General features: G+C 61.3%; 21 protein-coding genes and 2 pseudogenes. 7 read left to right on the top strand and 16 right to left on the bottom strand.

All coding sequences use genetic code 11. The features are described from left to right. Positions 1–114 precede the first annotated feature (114 nt). The gene (locus tag BLR35_RS08180) at positions 115–654 is read left to right on the top strand and encodes a CBS domain-containing protein (protein ID WP_090380230.1); all 540 of its coding nucleotides are present in this window, start codon (positions 115–117) and stop codon (positions 652–654) included. Here the strand turns inward: BLR35_RS08180 and BLR35_RS08185 are convergent. The 3 genes from BLR35_RS08185 to BLR35_RS08195 form a co-directional block, all read right to left on the bottom strand. Continuing rightward, complete coding sequence (locus BLR35_RS08185; protein ID WP_090380233.1) at positions 651–1,817, bottom strand: pyridoxal phosphate-dependent aminotransferase; 1,167 nt, start codon at positions 1,815–1,817, stop codon at positions 651–653. The genes BLR35_RS08180 and BLR35_RS08185 overlap by 4 nt on opposite strands. Then, entirely contained in the window at positions 1,814–2,299 is a 486-nt protein-coding gene (locus BLR35_RS08190) for an Lrp/AsnC family transcriptional regulator (RefSeq protein WP_090380236.1), read from the bottom strand. Before BLR35_RS08190 ends, BLR35_RS08185 begins: the two co-directional genes overlap by 4 nt. 97 nt (positions 2,300–2,396) lie before the next feature. Continuing rightward, entirely contained in the window at positions 2,397–2,852 is a 456-nt protein-coding gene (locus tag BLR35_RS08195) for a hypothetical protein (protein ID WP_090380238.1), read from the bottom strand. Positions 2,853–2,978: 126 nt separating this feature from the next. On the opposite strand from BLR35_RS08195, the gene BLR35_RS08200 reads away from it, so the two are divergent. Further along, on the top strand, positions 2,979–3,545 hold the full coding sequence (locus BLR35_RS08200; RefSeq protein WP_090380241.1) for a thioredoxin family protein: 567 nt from the start codon (positions 2,979–2,981) through the stop codon (positions 3,543–3,545). Positions 3,546–3,697: 152 nt separating this feature from the next. On the opposite strand, the gene BLR35_RS08205 is transcribed toward BLR35_RS08200, so the two are convergent. Together BLR35_RS08205 and BLR35_RS08210 are read right to left on the bottom strand one after the other, a co-directional pair. Beyond that, positions 3,698–4,174, bottom strand: coding sequence for a plastocyanin/azurin family copper-binding protein (locus BLR35_RS08205; protein ID WP_090380244.1), 477 nt, complete (start codon positions 4,172–4,174; stop codon positions 3,698–3,700). Between the two features lie 144 nt (positions 4,175–4,318). Beyond that, positions 4,319–5,425, bottom strand: a complete 1,107-nt coding sequence (locus BLR35_RS08210) for an NADH:flavin oxidoreductase/NADH oxidase (RefSeq protein ID WP_090380247.1) — start codon at positions 5,423–5,425, stop codon at positions 4,319–4,321. Between the two features lie 964 nt (positions 5,426–6,389). Here BLR35_RS08210 and BLR35_RS20245 point away from each other — a divergent pair. Next, positions 6,390–7,205, top strand: a complete 816-nt coding sequence (locus BLR35_RS20245) for a helix-turn-helix transcriptional regulator (RefSeq protein ID WP_139169258.1) — start codon at positions 6,390–6,392, stop codon at positions 7,203–7,205. 354 nt (positions 7,206–7,559) lie between these two features. Here the strand turns inward: BLR35_RS20245 and BLR35_RS20950 are convergent. The 4 genes and pseudogenes from BLR35_RS20950 to BLR35_RS20250 form a co-directional block, all read right to left on the bottom strand. Continuing rightward, a pseudogene (locus tag BLR35_RS20950) lies at positions 7,560–7,762 on the bottom strand (transposase); the annotation flags it as partial. Positions 7,763–7,873: 111 nt separating this feature from the next. Continuing rightward, entirely contained in the window at positions 7,874–8,314 is a 441-nt protein-coding gene (locus tag BLR35_RS08220; RefSeq protein WP_139169259.1) for a hypothetical protein, read from the bottom strand. Then, positions 8,293–8,622: a hypothetical protein gene (locus BLR35_RS08225; RefSeq protein WP_090380256.1), complete on the bottom strand. Its 330-nt coding sequence runs from the start codon at positions 8,620–8,622 to the stop codon at positions 8,293–8,295. Before BLR35_RS08225 ends, BLR35_RS08220 begins: the two co-directional genes overlap by 22 nt. A 7-nt stretch (positions 8,623–8,629) precedes the next feature. Further along, complete coding sequence (locus BLR35_RS20250) at positions 8,630–9,295, bottom strand: hypothetical protein (RefSeq protein ID WP_139169260.1); 666 nt, start codon at positions 9,293–9,295, stop codon at positions 8,630–8,632. A 314-nt stretch (positions 9,296–9,609) separates the two neighbouring features. Here BLR35_RS20250 and BLR35_RS08230 point away from each other — a divergent pair. Next, positions 9,610–10,176: pseudogene (locus tag BLR35_RS08230) on the top strand (BtpA/SgcQ family protein); the annotation flags it as partial. Here the strand turns inward: BLR35_RS08230 and BLR35_RS08235 are convergent. The 7 genes from BLR35_RS08235 to BLR35_RS08270 form a co-directional block, all read right to left on the bottom strand. After that, complete coding sequence (locus BLR35_RS08235) at positions 10,173–11,495, bottom strand: hydroxyacid-oxoacid transhydrogenase (RefSeq protein ID WP_090380259.1); 1,323 nt, start codon at positions 11,493–11,495, stop codon at positions 10,173–10,175. The pseudogene BLR35_RS08230 and the gene BLR35_RS08235 overlap by 4 nt on opposite strands. 141 nt (positions 11,496–11,636) lie before the next feature. Next, a complete protein-coding gene (locus tag BLR35_RS08240; protein WP_090380262.1) occupies positions 11,637–12,878 on the bottom strand; it encodes a tripartite tricarboxylate transporter permease in 1,242 nt (413 codons plus the stop codon). Positions 12,879–12,926: 48 nt separating this feature from the next. Beyond that, positions 12,927–13,946, bottom strand: coding sequence for a Brp/Blh family beta-carotene 15,15'-dioxygenase (locus tag BLR35_RS08245; protein ID WP_090382866.1), 1,020 nt, complete (start codon positions 13,944–13,946; stop codon positions 12,927–12,929). 33 nt (positions 13,947–13,979) lie between these two features. Further along, positions 13,980–14,741, bottom strand: coding sequence for a lycopene cyclase domain-containing protein (locus BLR35_RS08250; RefSeq protein ID WP_090380265.1), 762 nt, complete (start codon positions 14,739–14,741; stop codon positions 13,980–13,982). Positions 14,742–14,974: 233 nt separating this feature from the next. Continuing rightward, positions 14,975–15,319 carry a 50S ribosomal protein P1 gene (rpl12p, locus tag BLR35_RS08260; protein ID WP_090380271.1) on the bottom strand — a complete coding sequence of 115 codons (345 nt, stop codon included), beginning with the start codon at positions 15,317–15,319 and terminating at the stop codon, positions 14,975–14,977. 18 nt (positions 15,320–15,337) lie between these two features. After that, positions 15,338–16,378: a 50S ribosomal protein L10 gene (locus BLR35_RS08265; RefSeq protein ID WP_090380274.1), complete on the bottom strand. Its 1,041-nt coding sequence runs from the start codon at positions 16,376–16,378 to the stop codon at positions 15,338–15,340. 1 nt (position 16,379) lies between these two features. Continuing rightward, positions 16,380–17,012, bottom strand: a complete 633-nt coding sequence (locus BLR35_RS08270; protein WP_090380277.1) for a 50S ribosomal protein L1 — start codon at positions 17,010–17,012, stop codon at positions 16,380–16,382. 271 nt (positions 17,013–17,283) lie between these two features. Between BLR35_RS08270 and BLR35_RS08275 the strand changes: the two genes are divergently transcribed. The 3 genes from BLR35_RS08275 to BLR35_RS08285 all read left to right on the top strand — a co-directional run bounded on the left by BLR35_RS08275 (position 17,284) and on the right by BLR35_RS08285 (position 19,117). Continuing rightward, positions 17,284–17,889: a hypothetical protein gene (locus BLR35_RS08275; protein ID WP_090380280.1), complete on the top strand. Its 606-nt coding sequence runs from the start codon at positions 17,284–17,286 to the stop codon at positions 17,887–17,889. Positions 17,890–17,953: 64 nt separating this feature from the next. Beyond that, the gene (locus BLR35_RS08280; protein WP_090380283.1) at positions 17,954–18,340 is read left to right on the top strand and encodes a DUF7475 family protein; all 387 of its coding nucleotides are present in this window, start codon (positions 17,954–17,956) and stop codon (positions 18,338–18,340) included. 3 nt (positions 18,341–18,343) lie between these two features. Further along, positions 18,344–19,117 carry a CDP-alcohol phosphatidyltransferase family protein gene (locus tag BLR35_RS08285; protein ID WP_090380285.1) on the top strand — a complete coding sequence of 258 codons (774 nt, stop codon included), beginning with the start codon at positions 18,344–18,346 and terminating at the stop codon, positions 19,115–19,117. Positions 19,118–19,164 lie beyond the last annotated feature (47 nt).

Here is a 19,164-nt window from a genome sequence, read left to right on the forward strand (position 1 = left end):
TCCACGACCGCGTGGATAATCTGCTGGCTTGTACCCTCAGGTGACGCCGTTCTGTCGGTTCGCAATACTGGGACTGACCCAAACTATTTCTATAACCCGTGGTTATTGGATCGTATGGAGCTTCCGACGCCAGCGGACCTTCGCCAGCGCCGCACCGAACTCGGGCTGACCCAGAGCGAACTCGCCGAGAAAGCCGAGGTCTCCCAGCCGCTAATCGCCCGGATCGAAGGCGGCGACGTCGACCCGCGCCTCTCGACGCTCCGGCGGATCGTCAACGCCCTCGAGAAGGCCGAAAGCGACGTCATCCGCGCGGCGGACCTGATGAACGAGGCCGTCGTCAGCGTCGCACCAAGCGATCCCGTCAGCGAGGCCGCCCAGAAGATGGGGGAAGAGGCCTACTCCCAGCTTGCAGTCATCCAGGACGGCATTCCGGTTGGCTCGATCAGCCAGAGCGACCTCGTCCACCTCGATTCCGAGGCGCGCGACGAAGCCGTCGAGGAGCACATGGGCGAGAGCTTCCCGACGGTCTCGAAGGACGCGACGCTCGACGAGATCAGTAACTTGCTCGAGCACTACAAGGCCGTGATGATCACGGAAGCCGGCGAGACGGTCGGCATCATCACGGAAGCCGACGTCGCCGCGCGACTGTCCTAGCGTTCGTCGACGTGTTCGCCGACGAACGCTTCGATTCGGCTCAGTGCCTCCCGTAGATCCGGGAGCCCGGTCGCGTAGGAGATCCGGAGATGGCCCTCGCCACCCTCGCCGAAGACGTCGCCCGGGACGACGGCGACGCCTTGTTCCCGGAGCAGGTCCTCGGCGAACTCCTCTGCAGTCCAGCCGTCGGGCACCTCGGGGAAACAGTAGAACGCTCCCTTCGCCTCGAAGACATCCATTCCGATCTCGCGGAATCGCGAGAGGACGAACCGCCGTCGACGATCGTACTGCTCGACCATGTTCTCGACGTCCTCGGCACAGGAGTCCAGCGCCTCGAGCGCGGCGTACTGGGCGGTCGTCGGTGCCGACAGCATCGTGTACTGGTGAATCTTGTTCATCGCGCCGATGGCGTCAGCCGGCCCGAGCGCGTATCCGAGTCGAAGCCCCGTCATCGCGTGGGCTTTCGAGAACCCGTTGAAGACGATCGTCCGCTCGCGCATCCCCTCGAAGGTCGCGATCGACGTGTGCTCTCCGTCGTACGTCAACTCCGCGTAGATCTCGTCGGACAGCACCGTCAGATCGTGCTCGCGGGCGAACTCGGCGATCGGCTCGAGGTCGTCCTCGCGCATGATCGCGCCCGTCGGGTTGTTCGGGTAACAGAGCACGAGCATCTCCGCGTCGGCTGCGCCGGCGTCCTCGAGTGCCTCGACGGTGAGTCGGAACTCGTCTTCTTCTTTCGTGGGAACCGGGAGAACCTCGCCGCCGGCGAAGATCACGCCCGGTTCGTAGGAGATGTACGACGGCTGGGCGATCGCGACGGTGTCGCCGGGGTCGACGAACGCCCGGAACGCGAGGTCGACGGCTTCGCTTGCGCCTGCGGTGACGATGATCTCCTCGTCGGGATCGTATCCGAAGTCGAACCGGTCGGCGACGTAGTCGGCGATCGCCACACGGAGGTCGCGTCTGCCGCGGTTCGCCGTGTACGAGGTCTTTCCTTGCTCCAGGGACGTGATCGCGGCGTCGCGAGCGGCCCACGGCGTCGAGAAGTCGGGTTCACCGACGCCAAGCGAGATGACCTCGTCGCGTTCCTCTGCGATCTCGAAGAACCGCCGGATGCCCGACGGCGGCACCTCGCGAACGCGCTCTGACGGTTCGAACGTCATGGTGAGAACGAGAGCCTGTCGTCCTCGTCGCCGTCGCCGAGTTCGATCCCGTTCTCCTTGTAGGAGGTCATCACGTAGTGGGTGACCGTCTGGGTGATCTCGGGAACCGGCGCGACCTTCTCGCTGATGAACTTCGAAACCTCGCGGATCGAGTCACCCTCGACCTCCATGTCGAAGTCGTAGTCGCCGCTGACCAGCCGCAAGGCCGTAACCTGCGGGAACCGTGCGAGGCGCTCCGCGATGTCGCCGTAGCCCGTCTCGCGGTCGAGTTCGACGTTGAGTTCGACCTCGGCGCGGACGCGTTCGTCCTCGAGTTTGTCCCAGTCGACGACCGCCTGGTACCCACGGACGACGCCTGCTGCCTCGAGCTCCTCGATTACTGCTTCGACCTCGCTCTCCTCGAGGTCGGTCATTCGCGCGATATCCGCCGTGTCGTATCGCGCGTTCTCACGAAGCAACTCGAGCACCTCGCGTTCGCTCATACAACTCCGAAGCGTGACCGCGAGTAAAAACGTTGTTCTTCCCGTGGTATCTGCTCTCGCGTCTCGTTGTTACCACGCGGCGGCCGTACCGAACCGGTCACCGGTAGTTCTTGAACAGCAGCGCCCGGACGTCGTCTTTCGTCTGGACCTCCTCGGTCGAGCCGTCGGGGAGTTCGACTTCGTATCTCGCCTCTTCGGAGGAGGCCTCACCCCACTTGTCGTCGTGGGTCTCGAGCAGGCTCATCATCTCGTCTAACATGTCGTCGTCGTCTGCTTCGCCACCCTCGCTTTCCTCGGTGTCGTCCGCGTCGTCGCCGGCTTCTTCCTCGTCGGTATCCGAGTCGTAGGTAAACTCGCTCGTGTCGGCTTCACCCGCGATGGCGTCGTCCAACGACACCTCGCCGTTGCCGTCGGTGTCGACGTTGTCGATCAGGAACTGGACCGCGTCCTGGTCGCGGACGTGACCGTACCTGCCGACGACCTCCTCGGACAGTTCCTCGCGGACGTGCTGGATGAACGCGTGTTGTTCCTCGGTAACCTCGAGCGTTTTCATACTCCATGAATATCGCGGGGGATACAAATATGTAAGTCGTCGCTCGCCGCTTCCAGAATATCTCCGATACAAGCTTTCTCGCCGCTTCCAGCGTCGTTTTAAGACTCGAGCGACGAACGTCACTGTATGGTCCTGAAAGAGTCCGACTCCGAACTCTCGGCCGGCGACGAACCGCCGGCGTTCGAACTCGAGGGTACCGACGGCGAGACGTACACGCTCGAGTCGTTTGCCGACCACGAGGCGTTGCTGATCGTCTTCACCTGCAACCACTGTCCGTACGCCGAGGCGAAGTTCGACCTGTTGAACGACCTCGCAAGCGAGTACGACGACGTGGCGGTCGTCGGAATCAACCCCAACGACGCCGAGGAGTATCCCGACGACTCCATGGAGGCGATGCGCGAGTACGTCTCCGAGGGTCGCATCCAGTACGACGCCTACCTCCGCGACGCGAGCCAGGACGTCGCCGACGCCTACGGCGCGGTGTGTACGCCGGATCCGTTCCTGTTCGCTCGAGAGGACGGGAGCTTCGGTCTGGTCTATCACGGCCGCCTCGACGATGCCCTGAACCCCGACGACGAACCGAGCCGATTCCACGTCCGGGAGGCCGTCGACGCCGTTCTCGCCGGCGAGGAGGTCGACCTCGAGTGGCAGCCCTCGCAGGGCTGTTCGATCAAGTGGATCGACGAGGAGTAGAAAGACCAGTTCGCGCCACTGAATCGGTGCGTGAACGGACGGTTGCTATTCCGAGCGTAGCCACTGGCCGAGTAGACGAAGGTGCCGGTCGCCGAAGCGACCGGCGACGAGATAATCCGATTTCGCGAGTTCTTCCGTCTGTTCTCGTTCAATTATTCGACGACAATATCACCGATCATCGTCGTCTCGTGGGGCTCACAGACGTACGACGCCATTTCGCCGCTGGCTTCGAACTCGAGCCACTGGTCGTCGCCGGGTTCGAAGACCTGCTCGGTCTGGAGGTCGTCGACGACGTTGCCACCGTCGTCCCAGATTGCGATGTTGTGTTGGGAGCCATCGCCCTCGCTCCAGCCGATTTCGTAGGTCTCGCCCTCCTGCAGGACGAGGGTCGGATTCGTTTCGCCGTCGATCTCGCCCGGTGCGATTCCTTCCCAGCCGGGGGTCTGGCCGTCGAGATCGATCGTCGTTCCGGGATCGATCGCGATCCCGTCCGTTCCACCGTTTTCATCGCCCGTATCGTCGTCTCCGCCGTTTTCGTCGTCACCGAGACAGCCCGCTGCGATCGCTGCGACGCTCGTTGCACCTGCGGCTTTCAGGAACGTTCGACGACTGCTATCGTTACTGGTCATGGTCACCTGAACGGTAACACCAAGACACCATTTAACAGGTCCAACGCTCCCAAAATATGGGATATCGAGGGAAGATGTTCGCCGTCACACTTTAGTGAGAGAGGGACAGCGCCCGACGAGTGACGACGGTCGGAACTCGTCGTGTTACTCTGCTGACCGTCGGTACTGGACCGGCCACTCCGCGGGAGCGTCGTCTGTGAGTTCGCCGGCCGCTCGAAGCCCGAAGTACGGGTCACGGAGGAACTCTCGACCGACCAGTACGAGGTCGGCCCGCCCGTTTCCGACGAGCGCCTCGGCCTGCTCCGGTTCGGTGATGCCACCGACGGCACCGACCGCGACGTCCGCTCCCTCGCGGATCGCTTCCGCCAGCGGGACCTGGAAGTTCGGTCCACCCGCCGCCTCCTGGTCGGGGTGGATTCCGCCGGAGCTGACGTCTACCAGATCGACGCCGAGGTCGGCGAGGTCGCCGGCCAGTCGAACGGACTGGTCGATATCCCACGACTCGCGGTCCTCGAGCCAGTCCGTCCCCGAAATCCGGACGAAGACGGGTTTCTCGTCGGGCCAGACCTCGCGGACGGCCGCAGTGACCTCCCGAAGGAGTCGCGTTCGGTTCTCGAAGCTCCCGCCGTAGTCGTCCTCCCGGCGGTTCGTCACGGGCGAGAGGAACTCGTGGAGCAGGTAGCCGTGTGCGGCGTGGACCTCTGCGATCTCGAAGCCGGCCTCGAGCGACCGTTCGGCCGCGTCGCGGTAGGCGTCGATCACGCCCTCGATGTCGTCCTGGGTCGCCTTCTGCATGGCAGGTCGATCGCCGGAGAAGGGCGGATAGGCGTCGGGCGAGGGTGAGAGGACTTCCCAGCCCGACGCTCCGTCGGGGTCGGTCTCGTCCGGCGCGATGGGAACGTTGCCGTCCCAGGGCCTGGTCTTGCTGGCCTTGTGACCCGCGTGGGCGAGCTGGATCGCCGGCACCCCACCCTGGTCGCGGATGAACTCGGTGATCGGCTGCAGGGCCTCGGCGTGTTCGTCACTCCAGATTCCCAAGTCGTGGGGCGTGATCCGGCCGCGGGGTTCGACGGCGGTCGCCTCGGACATCACGATACCCGCACCGCCGACGGCGCGGCTGCCGAGGTGGACGCGGTGCCACTCGGTCGGCAGCCCGTCGGGATCACAGGAGTACTGACACATCGGCGACACCGCGAGTCGATTCGGTAGTTCACAGTCACGCAAGGATAGTTCGGAGAAGAGTCCTGGCATGTACTCACCTCGAGGTAGCGGCCCTGTCGGAAAAACGACCTCGAACGGGGAGGACTTTGCCGCCTCGAGCGTGTCGAACGCGATGCTATCCCGCCAATCGACGGTATCAATTAACATTGTTTCACCCGACGGCTCAACCAGGAGAGTTGAATTTGCTTAACCTACATCGATGTGGTGGATCTCGGAAGAGTCGTTCGATCCGTTTTAGATGTCGCTCTCAAGGTCTTCACCAGGTTCGGTTTCGATATCCGACTCGAGAACCCGCCGCCCTTGAGTCCGGCACATTCAGCGAGAACAACGAGTGAGACAACGAAAATAGTCTGATAGCTGGTTGTCTTCCCGTTCATACTTGATCTGGATAGACGCTCGTCCAGATGTTTCTGGGGTTCTAGATCAAGAAGGCAAGCGGCTGAACTTGCGGTGTGAACAAACCGACTTTCATGCTAAACGATTGTTCCACGCTCTACCCTCCCCCTCTTTCTACAGCTTCGGGAATACGGAAACGCGAAAAACCGCGTTCTACGGCGTAATTCTTGAGCTCCTCCATCGGAATCCCTTCGCAGAAATAAATTTGCCCGACGATTGTCTCGTACAAGTCCTTTGTCTTTGAACAATACTATTCCACATTTTTCAACATACCGTTTCGAGGGCATTTCCTTATTTAACATCGGGTGAAGAGAGTGTGAACTACCTCCGCCTACTCGCCGTTGTCGACGACTCCTTGAGAACGGGGGCTTACTGCCTGCAATTAGCTAAAGATGGCACAGGGAAAGCCCATGGCTTTACAAGTCGTGGGAGTAAGTCAACTTCCCACCTTTGATCTTCCGTAGGTCAGTGTCTGAGTCTTTTATGCGACTTCGACTTCCTCGTCAACGAAGTGGGACCCTTGCTGTTCAAGCTAAACCCTTAACTAATAACAGTGGTGTGGAATGGATTTTTATGGGAGTGGTATTAATGAAACTATATGTTCGCCACCTCCTCCAATAGCGAACTTCGAGAGATTATATCCAACCGAGACGATATTCTCAAGTCGCTTTCTGGCAGTCCAAAGACGAAACCAGAACTCATTTCCTCAGTCGAAAAGTCCCGATCTACTATTGACAGAGCTATCGAGTCATTAGGGGCATATCACTGTGTCAAGAAGGACGAAAACGGAACGTATTGCCTGACCAAAACAGGTAGAATCGCACTCCAGACCTACCAGGATTTCAATAACACGATAGAATCCCTCTCAAATTCCCACAACATTATAAACGAGGTGCCTCCTGAGTTCGAACTAGGTTACGAGTTCCTAAAAAATGTTGAAATATTTGAAGCGAAAGAGGGCGTCCCTGAGCTGGTTTTATCAAAGAGAAACAAGATCATCAACAACTCGGACGAATTCCGTGGGCTCGCAGCAGTTGCTTTTTCATCGTACCCAGAGACTCTACTGGCTGCGGTCAAAGAGAACGACGTAGACCTTGAGATTGTCAGCAATCCCAGTCTCATTGAGGCACTCTATCAAATTAACAAGGAAACTATCGCAACACTCGTTTCGCACGAGAACACTACCATTTTAGTAACCGATCGAGATATTCCTGAGTCGCTCTGGCTAACTAATGGTTCAGATGGTCCACACTCCGGTATCACAGTTCATTCAAACGGCGGGATCGTCGGAGTCCTAATCAACAACCAGCAAGCCGGCGTTGAAAGGGCCGAAGAAATCTATAGCCAGTACAGAGAAGCAGCGGCACGAGAGCTTACAGCTGCCAACCTTGAAGAGCTTGAGGCGTCTCCTTGAGAAGGAATCCTGATCAAAATATATCCGTGACCAATACGCTCCCTCCTAGTTCAACCGGTCTGCTAGTCCTCAGAAACACGCACCAATTCCTCCGACTTGTGGGGTGGTTCTCAGAATTTTCGACAGAACACGAAGACGTTGTCGAACTCAACGTGGCAGGGAAAGCCCTCATTCCAGTCACCGACCCGGAAGTTACAGAAAGGTCCTAGTCCATAAGAACAGTAAATTCGAAAAGAGCGGCTCCCAGAAGAGAATAGTATCGCACTGCTCATGGAACGGCTGGACTATTGGAGGGAAAAGCTTAGCGTCAACCTCGGCACGTATTGGTCTTTAGAGCGTGTCATAGGATCCAACTCATGGCTTGATCTTCTCACGTCCTGAATCGTGTCCTCGCTCATAGTTGGTAACTGCAATCACGATCCGGAGACACAGCGAAACAAATACTTCTGTTCGTGTGTGAACCCGGCCTCGGACTCGAAGGTGCCTGAAGCGGCAGTCCTTGCAGGCATTATTGGTTGTTCGACTCCTGCACGCCGGCCGTATGTCTCGTCTTTAACATCGATCTGAACGCCGCTATCCAACTCAGTGTGGTGTATCGTAACCGGATTGAACCTTGACGTTGAATAAAATATCCGAATTAATAACATCTATCGACCGCAGTTCGTCACTCAGATCTCGTTTATGACCGTTCTCCCAGTGCCAGTCCTCGTATCGAGCATCACACTCGTATTCGTATCTCCTCCGGTTAGGCCAGTGACTTTGAATCCAAGTCGCTCTGTGGATCCGATGACGGGGGCTATCCCCTCGAACTTCGCCTCAGAGTAAGCCTCATACTTGTTGCTGTCTTGTTCAGTATCTCGTTCAGTCCACTCCTCGAATGACCAATCGATCGAGGTGGCGGTGTCATCAGACACGGATCCGTCCGTGACTTCGCCACCCGTTACACTCCATTCGAGTTCGATTTCCACCGCGTACTGGCGGCCAAAATTCCGGTGGACCGCTTCGTATGCAGCTTCGTAATCGCCTGATGAAGCTGCTGCTGGGATACTGGCAACTGATAGTCCTGCTACTGTACCTCCGATCGTCTTTATTGCTTGTCGTCGTTCCATTGGAATCGAGTGAAGTAGTAGTACGCTGCCAGTGCTGCGATTCCCGGAAGGATGGTTAACAGCAGAATGGCAACGGTCAATGCGACTATTGAGGGGTATTTGAAACCCTGTTCTCGGGAGTCAAACAGAATCCAGACTGTGGCCACCCCGATGAACGGTACCCAGAGGATAGCCGCTAGCGGACCTATGAAGGTAAATCCGAGCCTCACATACAGGAAGACCGCTGCGAGTGCAGCTATAACCAGTGCGGCAATTCGTCTATATGTGAGGTTTTTGATTTTGGGGGAAGCCAACAGGGCTGAATTCATACTTAAGTTAAAGTGGTGTATCTTCGTTTATCAATTCAGCGTTTCCGTTAGCCTCACAACGGTGGGTGATGGTGGCAGTCACCGTTCGCCAAGTCGTCCCGACGTTCAATGAGAATTCCCCGCGCTCACGCGCGTCAAACCGCTCATCAGTTTGGTTCCTGATCTGTGAACTCACTTCCCCATCGTAGTCGGTAAATGAGTCACCATTCCCGTCTTGATCTGTGCTTGCGTTTCGCCAAGTGTCACCATTGTACTCCCAGATGAGAGTTTGCTCGAAGCGATATCTTACATTGCCAGCAATGGTGGCACGAGCAGTATGGGATTCAGGTTGTTCACTCCATTCTGAGTTCGGTTCCACTTCCGAAACCCCTATAACCTCTGTTTGGTAGTCCCATTCCGGATTGAGAAGGACATCGATAACTCCTTCTTCCTGACTTTTCGTCAAGTCATCCTCCAACTCTTCTGGATGATCGGAACTGTCGTGCGCTTTGATGAACTTGATCACTCCTTTCCGGTCATCTGGATCGAAATTGGTTGGATCATCTTTCCGGTTTGCTAATACGGTTCCAGGGATTGTAGTGAGGCCCACAGCTGCGGCAGCAGAACTAGCGGCGAACCGCCGTCGAGATATAGGCTCACTTGTTGGTTTCTCTTGAATCTGATCTTCCTGCATTGCATATGGAAATTAGTGGTTTATTATATTTAGTTTAATGGTCGTTAGATAAGCTAAAAATGGGTGATTGCGTCACTTGCAGGGAGGAGAACCAGTTGATTGGGAAATGTTCAAAGACTTGGTGAAAAATCAGGTTCTGAACAACTCAAACGAGACGAACACTACCGGACTGCAAATCTGAAGAGGGTGAATCAACTGCCGTTTTTGTGAATTCCTTAGTGTAGTGGATATGTGAATTATATACAAATGCTACCGAAGTCCAAATCCACTGGCCGTGGTGAATCACCACTGTTGGTCTGGTCCACATCTGCCTGATCGCCTCGGCCGTCCGGCGCGAGGTCGACTGTCCGCTCGGGATCAACGTCCTCAGGAACGACGCGGAGGCCGCGCTGTCGATCGCAACCGCCGTCGGCGCTGATTTCGTCCGGGTTAACGTTCACGTCGGGACCGCCGCGACCGACCAGGGCGTCCTCGAGGGCGAGGCCCACGAAACGATGCGATTACGTGAGCGACTCGAGGCCGACGTCGCCGTGCTCGCGGACGTGCACGTCAAACACGCGACGCCGATCGGCGAAACCGAAATCGAACGGGCCGCACGGGAGACGGTCGAGCGCGGCCGGGCCGACGGCGTACTCGTCTCGGGATCGGGAACCGGTCGCGAAACGTCGCTCGAAGACCTCGAGCGCGTCGTCGACGCCGTTCCGGAGACGCCGGTGCTGGTCGGCAGCGGCGTGACGCCCGAGACGGTCGGCGATTGCCTCGAGGCGGGTGCCGACGGCGTCATTGTCGGAACGGCGCTCAAGGAAGGCGAGGAGACGACGAACCCGGTCTCCCGAGCACGCGTCGAGACGCTCGTCTCGGCAGTCGACGACCGGGATTAAGGCTCCCAGTTGTACAGCGCGTCCCGGAAGATGTCGGCGGCATCTTCCTCGGTGACGGGACGGGGGTTACACCGCAGGAGTCGCTGCTGGGTTTCGACGGTCTGGGACGCGAGCCAGTCGACGTCCTCCTCGGTGACCCCGGCGAGTTCGTTGAGGCCGCTGGGGATGACGTTCAGGTCCTGCTGGAGGCGGATATACTCCTCCTTGGCCCGATCGGCGGCCTCGCGCGTGCTCAGTCCGTCGGTATCGGCTCCAAGCATCTCGGCTACCTCGGCGAACCGTTCGGGATCGCTGGCGGCGTTGTACCCGAGCGTGCTCGCCGGCGTGAGGACGGCGATCGTCTCGCCGTGGTACGTGTGATAGCGGTTCCCGACCGGGTAGGCCATCGCGTGACAGAGACTCGCGCCGGCGGTAAGGCCGGCGATCGCGCCGAACAGCGCGCCCTTGAGCATGGCTGCACGGGCCTCGATGTCGTCGCCGTTGTGGACTGCCGTCCGGATGTTGCTCGAGAGTAACGAGATGGCCTTCTCGGAGAACATCTCGGTCAACTCCGTTCGGCCGGCATAAACTGGCCGCTCCTGTGGGTTCGACGCCCGAAGCAGGCCGTCGAACGAGTGGGTCGTGTACCCCTCGATGGCGTGCCCGAGGGCGTCCATCGCGACCTTTCCAGTGAGGTCCGCCGGAAGCGTCGTCGTGAACGTCGGATCGAGTACCGCCGCGTCGGCACGAACGTGGTTGCTCGAGATGCCTTCCTTGATGTTTTTCTCCTCGACAGAGAAGATCGCGACCGGCGAAATCTCGGAGCCGGTGCCCGCGGTCGTCGGCATGAGCACCAGCGGCGGGCCCGACTCCGTCAGCGGTTCGCCCTCACCCGTCGGCTCGGCGATGTAATCCAGCACCTCGCCGCCGTTGGCGATCACCGCTCGCGTCGCCTTCGCCACATCGAGACAGCTTCCGCCGCCGAAGCCGACGTAGAAGTCGTAGCCGTCCGCGCCTTCGTTCGCGCGGACGAACTCGATACAACTGTCGACGTTCTCGATCGAGGGTTCGCGTTCGACGCCGTCCCAGACGGTGACGTCGTATCCCGCGTCCTCGAGGTGGTCGGTGACGCGGTCGACGTGGCCGACGTCGACCAGCGTCTCGTCGGTGACCACGAGCCCGTGCGGGTCCTCGTCCGCGTCGACACCCAGATCCGAAAGCTGGAAGCCCAGTTCCGCGACGGCGTTGCGCCCGAACCGGAGCTGTGGCATCTGGAGGTGCCAGACCGTCTCGGGACCGAGTTCGTGATCGGCTGCCGAGACGGACCGATCGTATCCCATCATAGCGATTCCACCGTGAAGGTCCGTTCGTTTCGACGAGTGCCGACACGCCCCAGTGTTACCATCGATAGCATAAACGCCCGGTACGCCGAACAAAATTATAAATATTGATACTCGAGTTACGGCTGAAAACGGAACACGTTAGACACCGAGGATCAGCGGTCCGATCAGGACGCCCATCAGGTGGACGCGCCGAGCGCGCAGGCGGACGGGAACCATCCCGATCGCCGCCGCAACGACGAAGATCGCGATTCCGAGAACGCCCGTGAACAGAAAGGAGAGGGCCAGCAGGAGCGCGAGGACGGCCGCCGATATCTTCCAGTAGGTCGTTCGCCCGACGAACTCGAGGTAGGCGTCTCCGAGGACGATCACGAGAACGAACCCGATCAGGCCGGCGACGACGACGCCCGCGACCAGGATCGGTAACTCGAGTGGTGCATCTGTGCTCTCGAAGGCGACCATCACGCCGGTCCGAGGCTGGCCGATCGCGACGAGTGCAAACAGCGCGAAGATGGTATTCGCCGTGTCGACGCCGCTGGTCGCGACGATGTACCCCCGGTCGCCGGCACCGCCGGGAACGAGCACCAGCACTGCGACGGCGGCGATCGCGGCCGAGATGCCCGGAATATAGCCGACGACGGCACCCGCGAGCGCGCCCGCCACTGCCGTCGCCCCGAGTAGCGGACGCGACAGTGCGATCGCGTCGTCGTCCTGTGGCGGAATTCCGCTCCCGAAGATCGCGTCGATCAACACCGGCGCACCGAACAGTCCGGCGAAAAGCGGTGCGAGAGTGCCGCCGGCCTCGAGGGGCGCGTCCGGGGAGAGATCGAGCGTCAGCGCGCCGAGTCCGGCGGCGAGCGCGAACGAGAGCAACCCAGCGCCGCGGCCGCGCCACGTGCGTTCGGAGGCGACGAGCGCGACGACGACCATCGCGAGCACGAGTGGGAGGTTCGCCATGAGAGTCGGATAGATGGCTGTGACGGCCTGCGTGACGGGAACGGCGAGTGGTACTGCGGCGAGTACCGCGAGAACGCTCCCCAGCGCGGAGAGTCGGATGGCCTCGTACCCCCTGCCCTCGAGGACCATCCGGTGGCCCGGCAGCGAGGTGACGGCCATCTCTGCGTCGGGAACGCCGAGGGCCATCGCGGGGACGGCGTTGAGGAAGGTGTGAACGACGCCGGCCGAAAGCATCGCACAGCCGACGAAAAGCGGCGGTCCGGGAACCGACGGTGCGAAGCCAGCGAGCAGGAGGGCGAAGTTGTTCGCGTGCAGTCCGGGAACGAGACCGCTGAGCGTGCCGAGAGCGGCCCCGGCGAGCAGCCACGCGAGCAACTGGATCGTCAGGGCGGGATCGACGACGACCTCGACCGGACCAACAACCATCGCCGCACCTGGCCGCTCGTTCGTACTTAAACCCGCGTCGAGCAGCGATTACGGCTGCGACCAGACGCCCTGCTCGAGGTCGAGCAGCGTGACCACGACGACGTGTGGAACAGTCAGTACGGCGATACAGACGAGATACAGCGCCACGGCGTCGGGGACGGTCGCGGGCGTCTGGGGAACGAGAAGCGCCAGTCCGCCCAGAATCACGAGCGCGCCGGCCGTCAGGGGTGTGGCGTCGCGAGCGAACCGCGCCGTCGCGGTTCCGTAGGCTCCGTCAGCGAGCGCCTCGAGTGCGCCGTCGTCGACGAGTAGCGTCCGGAGAATGTGCCGGACCGAGTGCCACAGTGCGAAGTAGAGCCCGATCGCGAGTATCGGCGGGACGAGCGCGAAGAAGGCGACGAGTCCGAGCGTTTCGCCCGCATCGATCAGCCACGGCTCGAGCGCGTCCGCCCTGTGGTAGCCGAATGCGAGCGACAGAGCGATCAGCGCACCGAAGCCGGTGCCGACAGTCATCCGGACCGCCGGTTCGAACGCTGGCTCGAGCGCGGCCGCCGCGTTCGGATCGAACAGTCCCACCAGTGACTCCGCGACGAACGCGTACTGGTCGGGAAAGGCGACCAGCGGGACGAGCATCGGGAGTCCGCCACGAACGACGAGAGCGAGTATGCGAGCGGTTCGCGTCTCGAGGTGCGACGCGTCCACGAACTCGAGCAGGGCGTAGACGTCGCCCTGTCCCCAGTGCAGTAGCGTCACGAGGATGAAGAGAGCGAACGCGGTCGCGGGAGTGACGAACCAGACGACGGCGTAGCTCGCACCGACGACGAGGTAGAGCAGTCCGACGAACGCCATCGACCGAGGCGTAACAGGATCGCGCCGTGCACGCGGAAGCACGAGGTGGTCGACGGCACCGTGTGGAAGTCCGAAGAGGAGGACGGTCGCCACGAGCGGGAGGTACTGGTAGACGAGTGGCAGGGAGTCGACGGCGGCGACGGTTGCGAGCCCGGAGACGACTGTGAGGACGCCGAACCCGAGACTGAGACGTCTCGCTCGCCGCTTCGGGTCGGTCATCGACTCGAACGCGGCGTCAGCTCCCACGGTCAGTCACCTCCGAACCTGGTGGAGTCGCTCGAGTGACGGCAGTTCGTGGGCGCGGTCGATCAGCCAGACGTAGAGCACGATCCCCTGGACGACGAAGACGTTCGTCAGGAGGAAAAAGAGCGCCTCCTCGATCGGAAGCCCCGCGAGCGCGTAGCCGGTGGTGTGGGTCTCGGAGATAACCCAAATCCCCCACTCGATGGCGATTCGGTCGGCGAGCCACAGGTACAGCGTCGGGAGGGAAACGGCGAGCGCGACGGGGCGGCGAACGTGCCACAGGTACGTGAGTCCGAACGCCCACTGGATCGCGAGGATCGGTCCTGCCCAGAACAGCAGCGATCCGAGGTAGTACGTCGTCCCCTCGAGCAGCGTCCAGCCGGCGGCACAGATAACGAACCCTCCGAGGGCGCCGACGAGTCGATGGCTCGCGGGAATCCGGAGCGAGAGATCAGTCTTCGTGGGAAACTGAAAGAGGACGAGCGCAGTCAGGATCGGCTGCAGGACGAAAAAGAGGTACTCCTCGATAGGTGTATGCCAGAGTCGACCCAGCACTACGTCCTCGCCGTACCACCAGACACCGACTGGGATCATGTGGTTAGTCCAGGGCGTCGTGTACGTCACTGCGAGAACGAGAATGATCGCGAGCCCCGTAACACCCTCGCGGGTCAGCCACGCATCGGATCGCCGGGCGGCGAGCCACCCGAGGACGAGAATCGGCGGGAGAACGAACACGGCGTGAAAGCCGAGATACGAGAGCGGTGGCGTCATCGGCTCGTCACTCGAGTGGACGTCTCGGTCGACCGGAAAGCGACGGCCGGAGCAGGCTCGATTCTCATTCGTCTACCGAACGGTCCCGTCCGAGCCCACGTAAAGAAACGGGCCACACTGTTCGGTTCGTCGGGTAGTCTCGGGGAGAAGGCACGAACTCACGAGAGCGTTACCACTGGTCGGCGAAGCGTCGCGCAAAAAATATCGATCGTTTCCAGGTCGTCGAAAACGACTTAGCCGAAGAGTTCGCCGAGACCTTCGCCGTCGGCCTCCTCGTCTTCGTCGTCGTCCTCGTCCGTCGTGTCCGGAACGTCGGATTCCTCTTCTTCTCCACCTTCGTCGCCACCGTCGTCGGCGGCAGCGCCACCAGCAGCGGCACCACCGGCGGCTGCGGCGGGTGCAGCGGCGGCTTCCTCGACGGCCTCGTCGATGTCGACGTCCTCGAGCGCGGCGACGAGCGCCTTGACGCGGGACTCTTCGACGTCGACGCCAGCGGCGTCGAGCACGTCGGTGAGGTTGTCTTCGTTGATCTCTTCGCCCGATTCGTTCAGGATGAGTGCAGCGTAAACGTATTCCATTGTTAGATCCTCCGTTGATTATCCGAACATCTCGCCGAGACCTTCTGCACCGTCACCGTCGTCTTCGTCGTCATCGTCGGTGTCGGCGTCGTCGGCCTCGGTCTCGTCTTGGTCGTCTGCCGATTCGTCTTCCTCGCCCTCGTCAGCGGCCGCCGGCGCTGCAGGCGCTTCGACGTCCTGCAGTTCGTCCGGCAGCGCTTCCTCGTCGTCGATCTGGGCAGCCAGCGCACGCAGCTGTGCGTCGGCCTTGGAGACGAGGTCGGGCATGAGTTCTTCGTCCTCGATGGCGGCCTGCAGGCCGAGGCTCTTGGCCTCGCCCGTGGCCTTGGCGACGAGCGTCGGGACCGTCGACGCGGTCGGGTACTCCGCATTGACTGCGAGGTTCCGTGCGCGAGCGGCGGCCGTTGCCACGTCGCTCTCGTAGGCCTCGACGTCGATGTCGAGGTCTTCGGGGTCGAAGAGCACGCCTTCGGCGACCACGGCACGCAGGTCGAGCCCGACTTCCTTGGGCTCGATGCCGAGTTCGTTGAGGACGTTCGCCAGGTCCGCAGAGACTTCCCCGCCGGCCTCGAGGACCGTCGAGTCCTCCATGACCTGAATCGAACCGTCCTCGATGCGTGCGTTCGCGCCGATGCCCTGGAGTTCGCCGACGAACGGCCCCGGGTCGACGCCCGTGTCCCCTTCGGGGATCACGATGTCGTTCGGGGCGACCTCGCCCTCGTTGATCGGAGCGGGCGTCTTCGACGCCTCGAGCTCCTTGTAGAGGGTGAAGGGGTTGTCGTTGGTCGCGACGAGACCAACGTGGCCCTCGACGTGTTCGACGAGATCTTCGTAACCTGCATCCTCGAGCGCGCGGACCTGCAGAGTGTTACGGCTAACCCGCACTTCCGCGGTGCCGTACAGGTCGCGGCGCATGTCCTGAAGCTGCTTCGAGGGGATGCCGGTGAGACCGACGATTCCGACGCTCTCGTAGTCCTCGAGGAGATCCGCGAGCTCCTCGACTTCTTCTTTCTTCCACTGGGGAAGGTTCTCGGTTTTGCGTTCAGCTTCAGCGCTCATGTTAGGCCACCTCCACGGATGGGCCCATGGTCGTCTTCACGTAGACGCCATCGATGTTCTGGGGGCCCTTCTCGAGGTCGGCGTGCAGACGTCGCAGGACGACGTCGATGTTGTCGGCGACGTCTTCGGCGTCCATATCTTCGGACCCGACGAGCGTGTGGAACGTTCGTCGGTCGCCGGAGCGAAGCTGCACGGTGTTCTTGAGCCGGTTGACGGTCTCGACGACGTCGTCGTCGGGCGCGAGCGGATCCGGCATCTTCCCCCGGGGACCGAGAATGGTACCCAGGTGCCGGGCGATGTCTTGCATCATCGCTTCTTCGGCGATGAAGAAGTCCGTCTCGTCGGCCATATCCTTGGCTTCGTCGTCGTCAAGGTCGGCCACGTCGTCCTCCGAGAGGACCTCGTCCGCGACCTCTTCGGCGCGGACTGCGGTCTCGCCCTCGGCAATGACGGCGATTCGTGTCTCCTGTCCGGTTCCGGACGGGAGCACGATGGACTCGTCAACACGGTTCGACGGTTCGTTCAGGTCAAGGTCGCGCAAATTGATCGCGAGGTCTACCGTCTCGGTGAAGTTCCGATCGGGCGACTCCTCGAGTGCGCGAGCCACTGCGGTTTCAATATCCGAATCTGCCATCGTTCACCTCCGTAGTACGCAGGGTGTGCTCCTACGGGTCAGTGAAACAGGCAATGCCTGTCTCTGTTGAAGGGAGTGTCATGGAAAACTTAAACCCGTCGAACTGGAGCGGGGAATCGACCGCTTGGGCAGGGGCACGGCCCGCGTGAACGGAACTCACGGACGATCGTCCCCGAGCCGTCTTCCGATCGGCTATCTTCCCGCTCTCGTCGCTCGTACCCGTGATTTCGGACCAAAAGGGTTATCTGGAGAGACCATCTATCATTCGGTTATGTGGCCAGTAAATTTATATTCTGTTGGTGGTGCGTCCGAAACCACTACAGCCGGGGAGGTTGCCGTCGGCGGGATACTCGAGGTGTTCACGGCAGCCGACCCGCTCGTCCGTGCGGGCGCGGGGGTCCTCGGCACGGTGGTCGTCGCGATGATCGTTCTCGGACTTCTGCAGGGGTACGGTCCCCGATCCGTAGCGAAGGCACGCCGGAGTCCGGTTATTTCGGGCTGTATCGGTCTGCCCGGCGCGCTCGTGATCGGCGGCCTCGCGTCGACCGGGCTGTTGATCGCCGATACGAGCCTCGGTATCTTCTTCGGCATCCCGCTCGTCGCGTTCGGCGCACTGGTCCTCCCGGTCCTGACGACGCTCGGATTCGTCGCGATCGGAACGTCGATCGCGGCACGGTTCGGACAGGACCGACTCGGTCCTGGCGTCCTCGTGGGGGGTCTCGTCGCTGGCCTCGCCTCCCTCTCGGTCGTCTCCGCCATCCTGCTGGTCGGTCTCGCCGCCTCTCTCGGCGTCGGAGCCGGATTCCGCGTCCTGATCGACGCTCGAGGCACGACACGGCCCGACGAGCGCACCGTTCCACCCGCGAACAAGATCTGATTCAGCCACCTCGAATCCTGTCGGCGCCACAAGTAGTTTTTTGCTCGCCGTCGACTCCGTATGCATGGCCGGAGACGTCCAGGTCGATCCGTCGCTATCGTCACTTCACTGGCTCGGGATCGGCCTGGCCGTCGTCACCGCAGTCGTCCACCTGGTGCTCGGACTCGGCTTTCTCCCACACTGGATGGGGATCGCCTTCCTCGTCGCGACCGCCGGGTTCCTCTTCGGGATCACCCTGGTGGTGGTCGGCTACCGTCGTCGACTGGTCTATCTCGTCGGCATCCCGTTTACCGCCGGACAGGTCGTGCTCTGGTACGTCGTCAACGAGCCGACGGCCCTCGGCGACATCTCGAGCGTGGAGGCCGTCGACAAGGTTGCACAGCTACTGTTGATCGCCGTGCTCGTCGTCCTCTATCTCCGTGACGCCGATATCACTGCGGCCACGAGGTGACGGATGAGCGACGGCCTCCGCTACCGACCCGACGTCGCGACGCTCTCCCAGTGGGGTCGTGGAACGGCCGGACTCGTCTTCCTCGTCGCAGCCACGCTGTTCGTCCTCGAGTTCCTGTGGATCGACGGTCCACCCGTCGCCTTCCTTTTCGCGGTCGGTGTCGCCGTCGGTTTCGAGGGCGTCGTCTTTCTCCAGACCGTCGCTCGAGCCAGACGTACTGCCGGAAAACAACCGTTTACACTCGCGACGTGGGTGACCGTAACACGGGGCGTTCCGGTCGCGATACTCGCCGGATTCGTTCTCGTACCGCCGCCGTCGACTGGTGGAGCGATCGCCTGGCTGCCAGTGGCGCTGTTCGCTCTCGCGGCGGGGCTAGACGCGGTCGACGGACTGGTCGCACGCGCAACGGGCGCGGTGACGGAACTTGGGTCTCGACTCGACGTCGAGATGGACGGTCTGGTCGTTCTCGTCGGGACGCTGGTCGGACTCAGTAGCGGGTCGCTGCCGCTTGCCTTCCTCGCCGTCGCTCTCGCACGCTACCTGTTCGTCGCCGGAATCTGGTGGCGAAAGCGACGAGGGCGGCGCGTGCTCGAACTCCCGCCGAATCGGTTTCGACGTCCGCTCGGCGCACTGGCCATGCTCACGGTCGCGATTGCACTGCTTCCGGTCGTCGATCCGTGGCTCTCCCGGATCGTCGCGCTCGTCGTTGTCCTGCCGTTCGTACTCAACTTCTGGTGGGACTGGCTCGCCGTAACCGGCCGCGTGAGTTCGCAGTAACCGGCCGGTATCAGAATCGGTAGTTCGGACAAACGACCAAGTGTTCG

The organism is Natronobacterium texcoconense, assembly GCF_900104065.1.
Classification (GTDB): Archaea; Halobacteriota; Halobacteria; order Halobacteriales; family Natrialbaceae; genus Natronobacterium; species Natronobacterium texcoconense.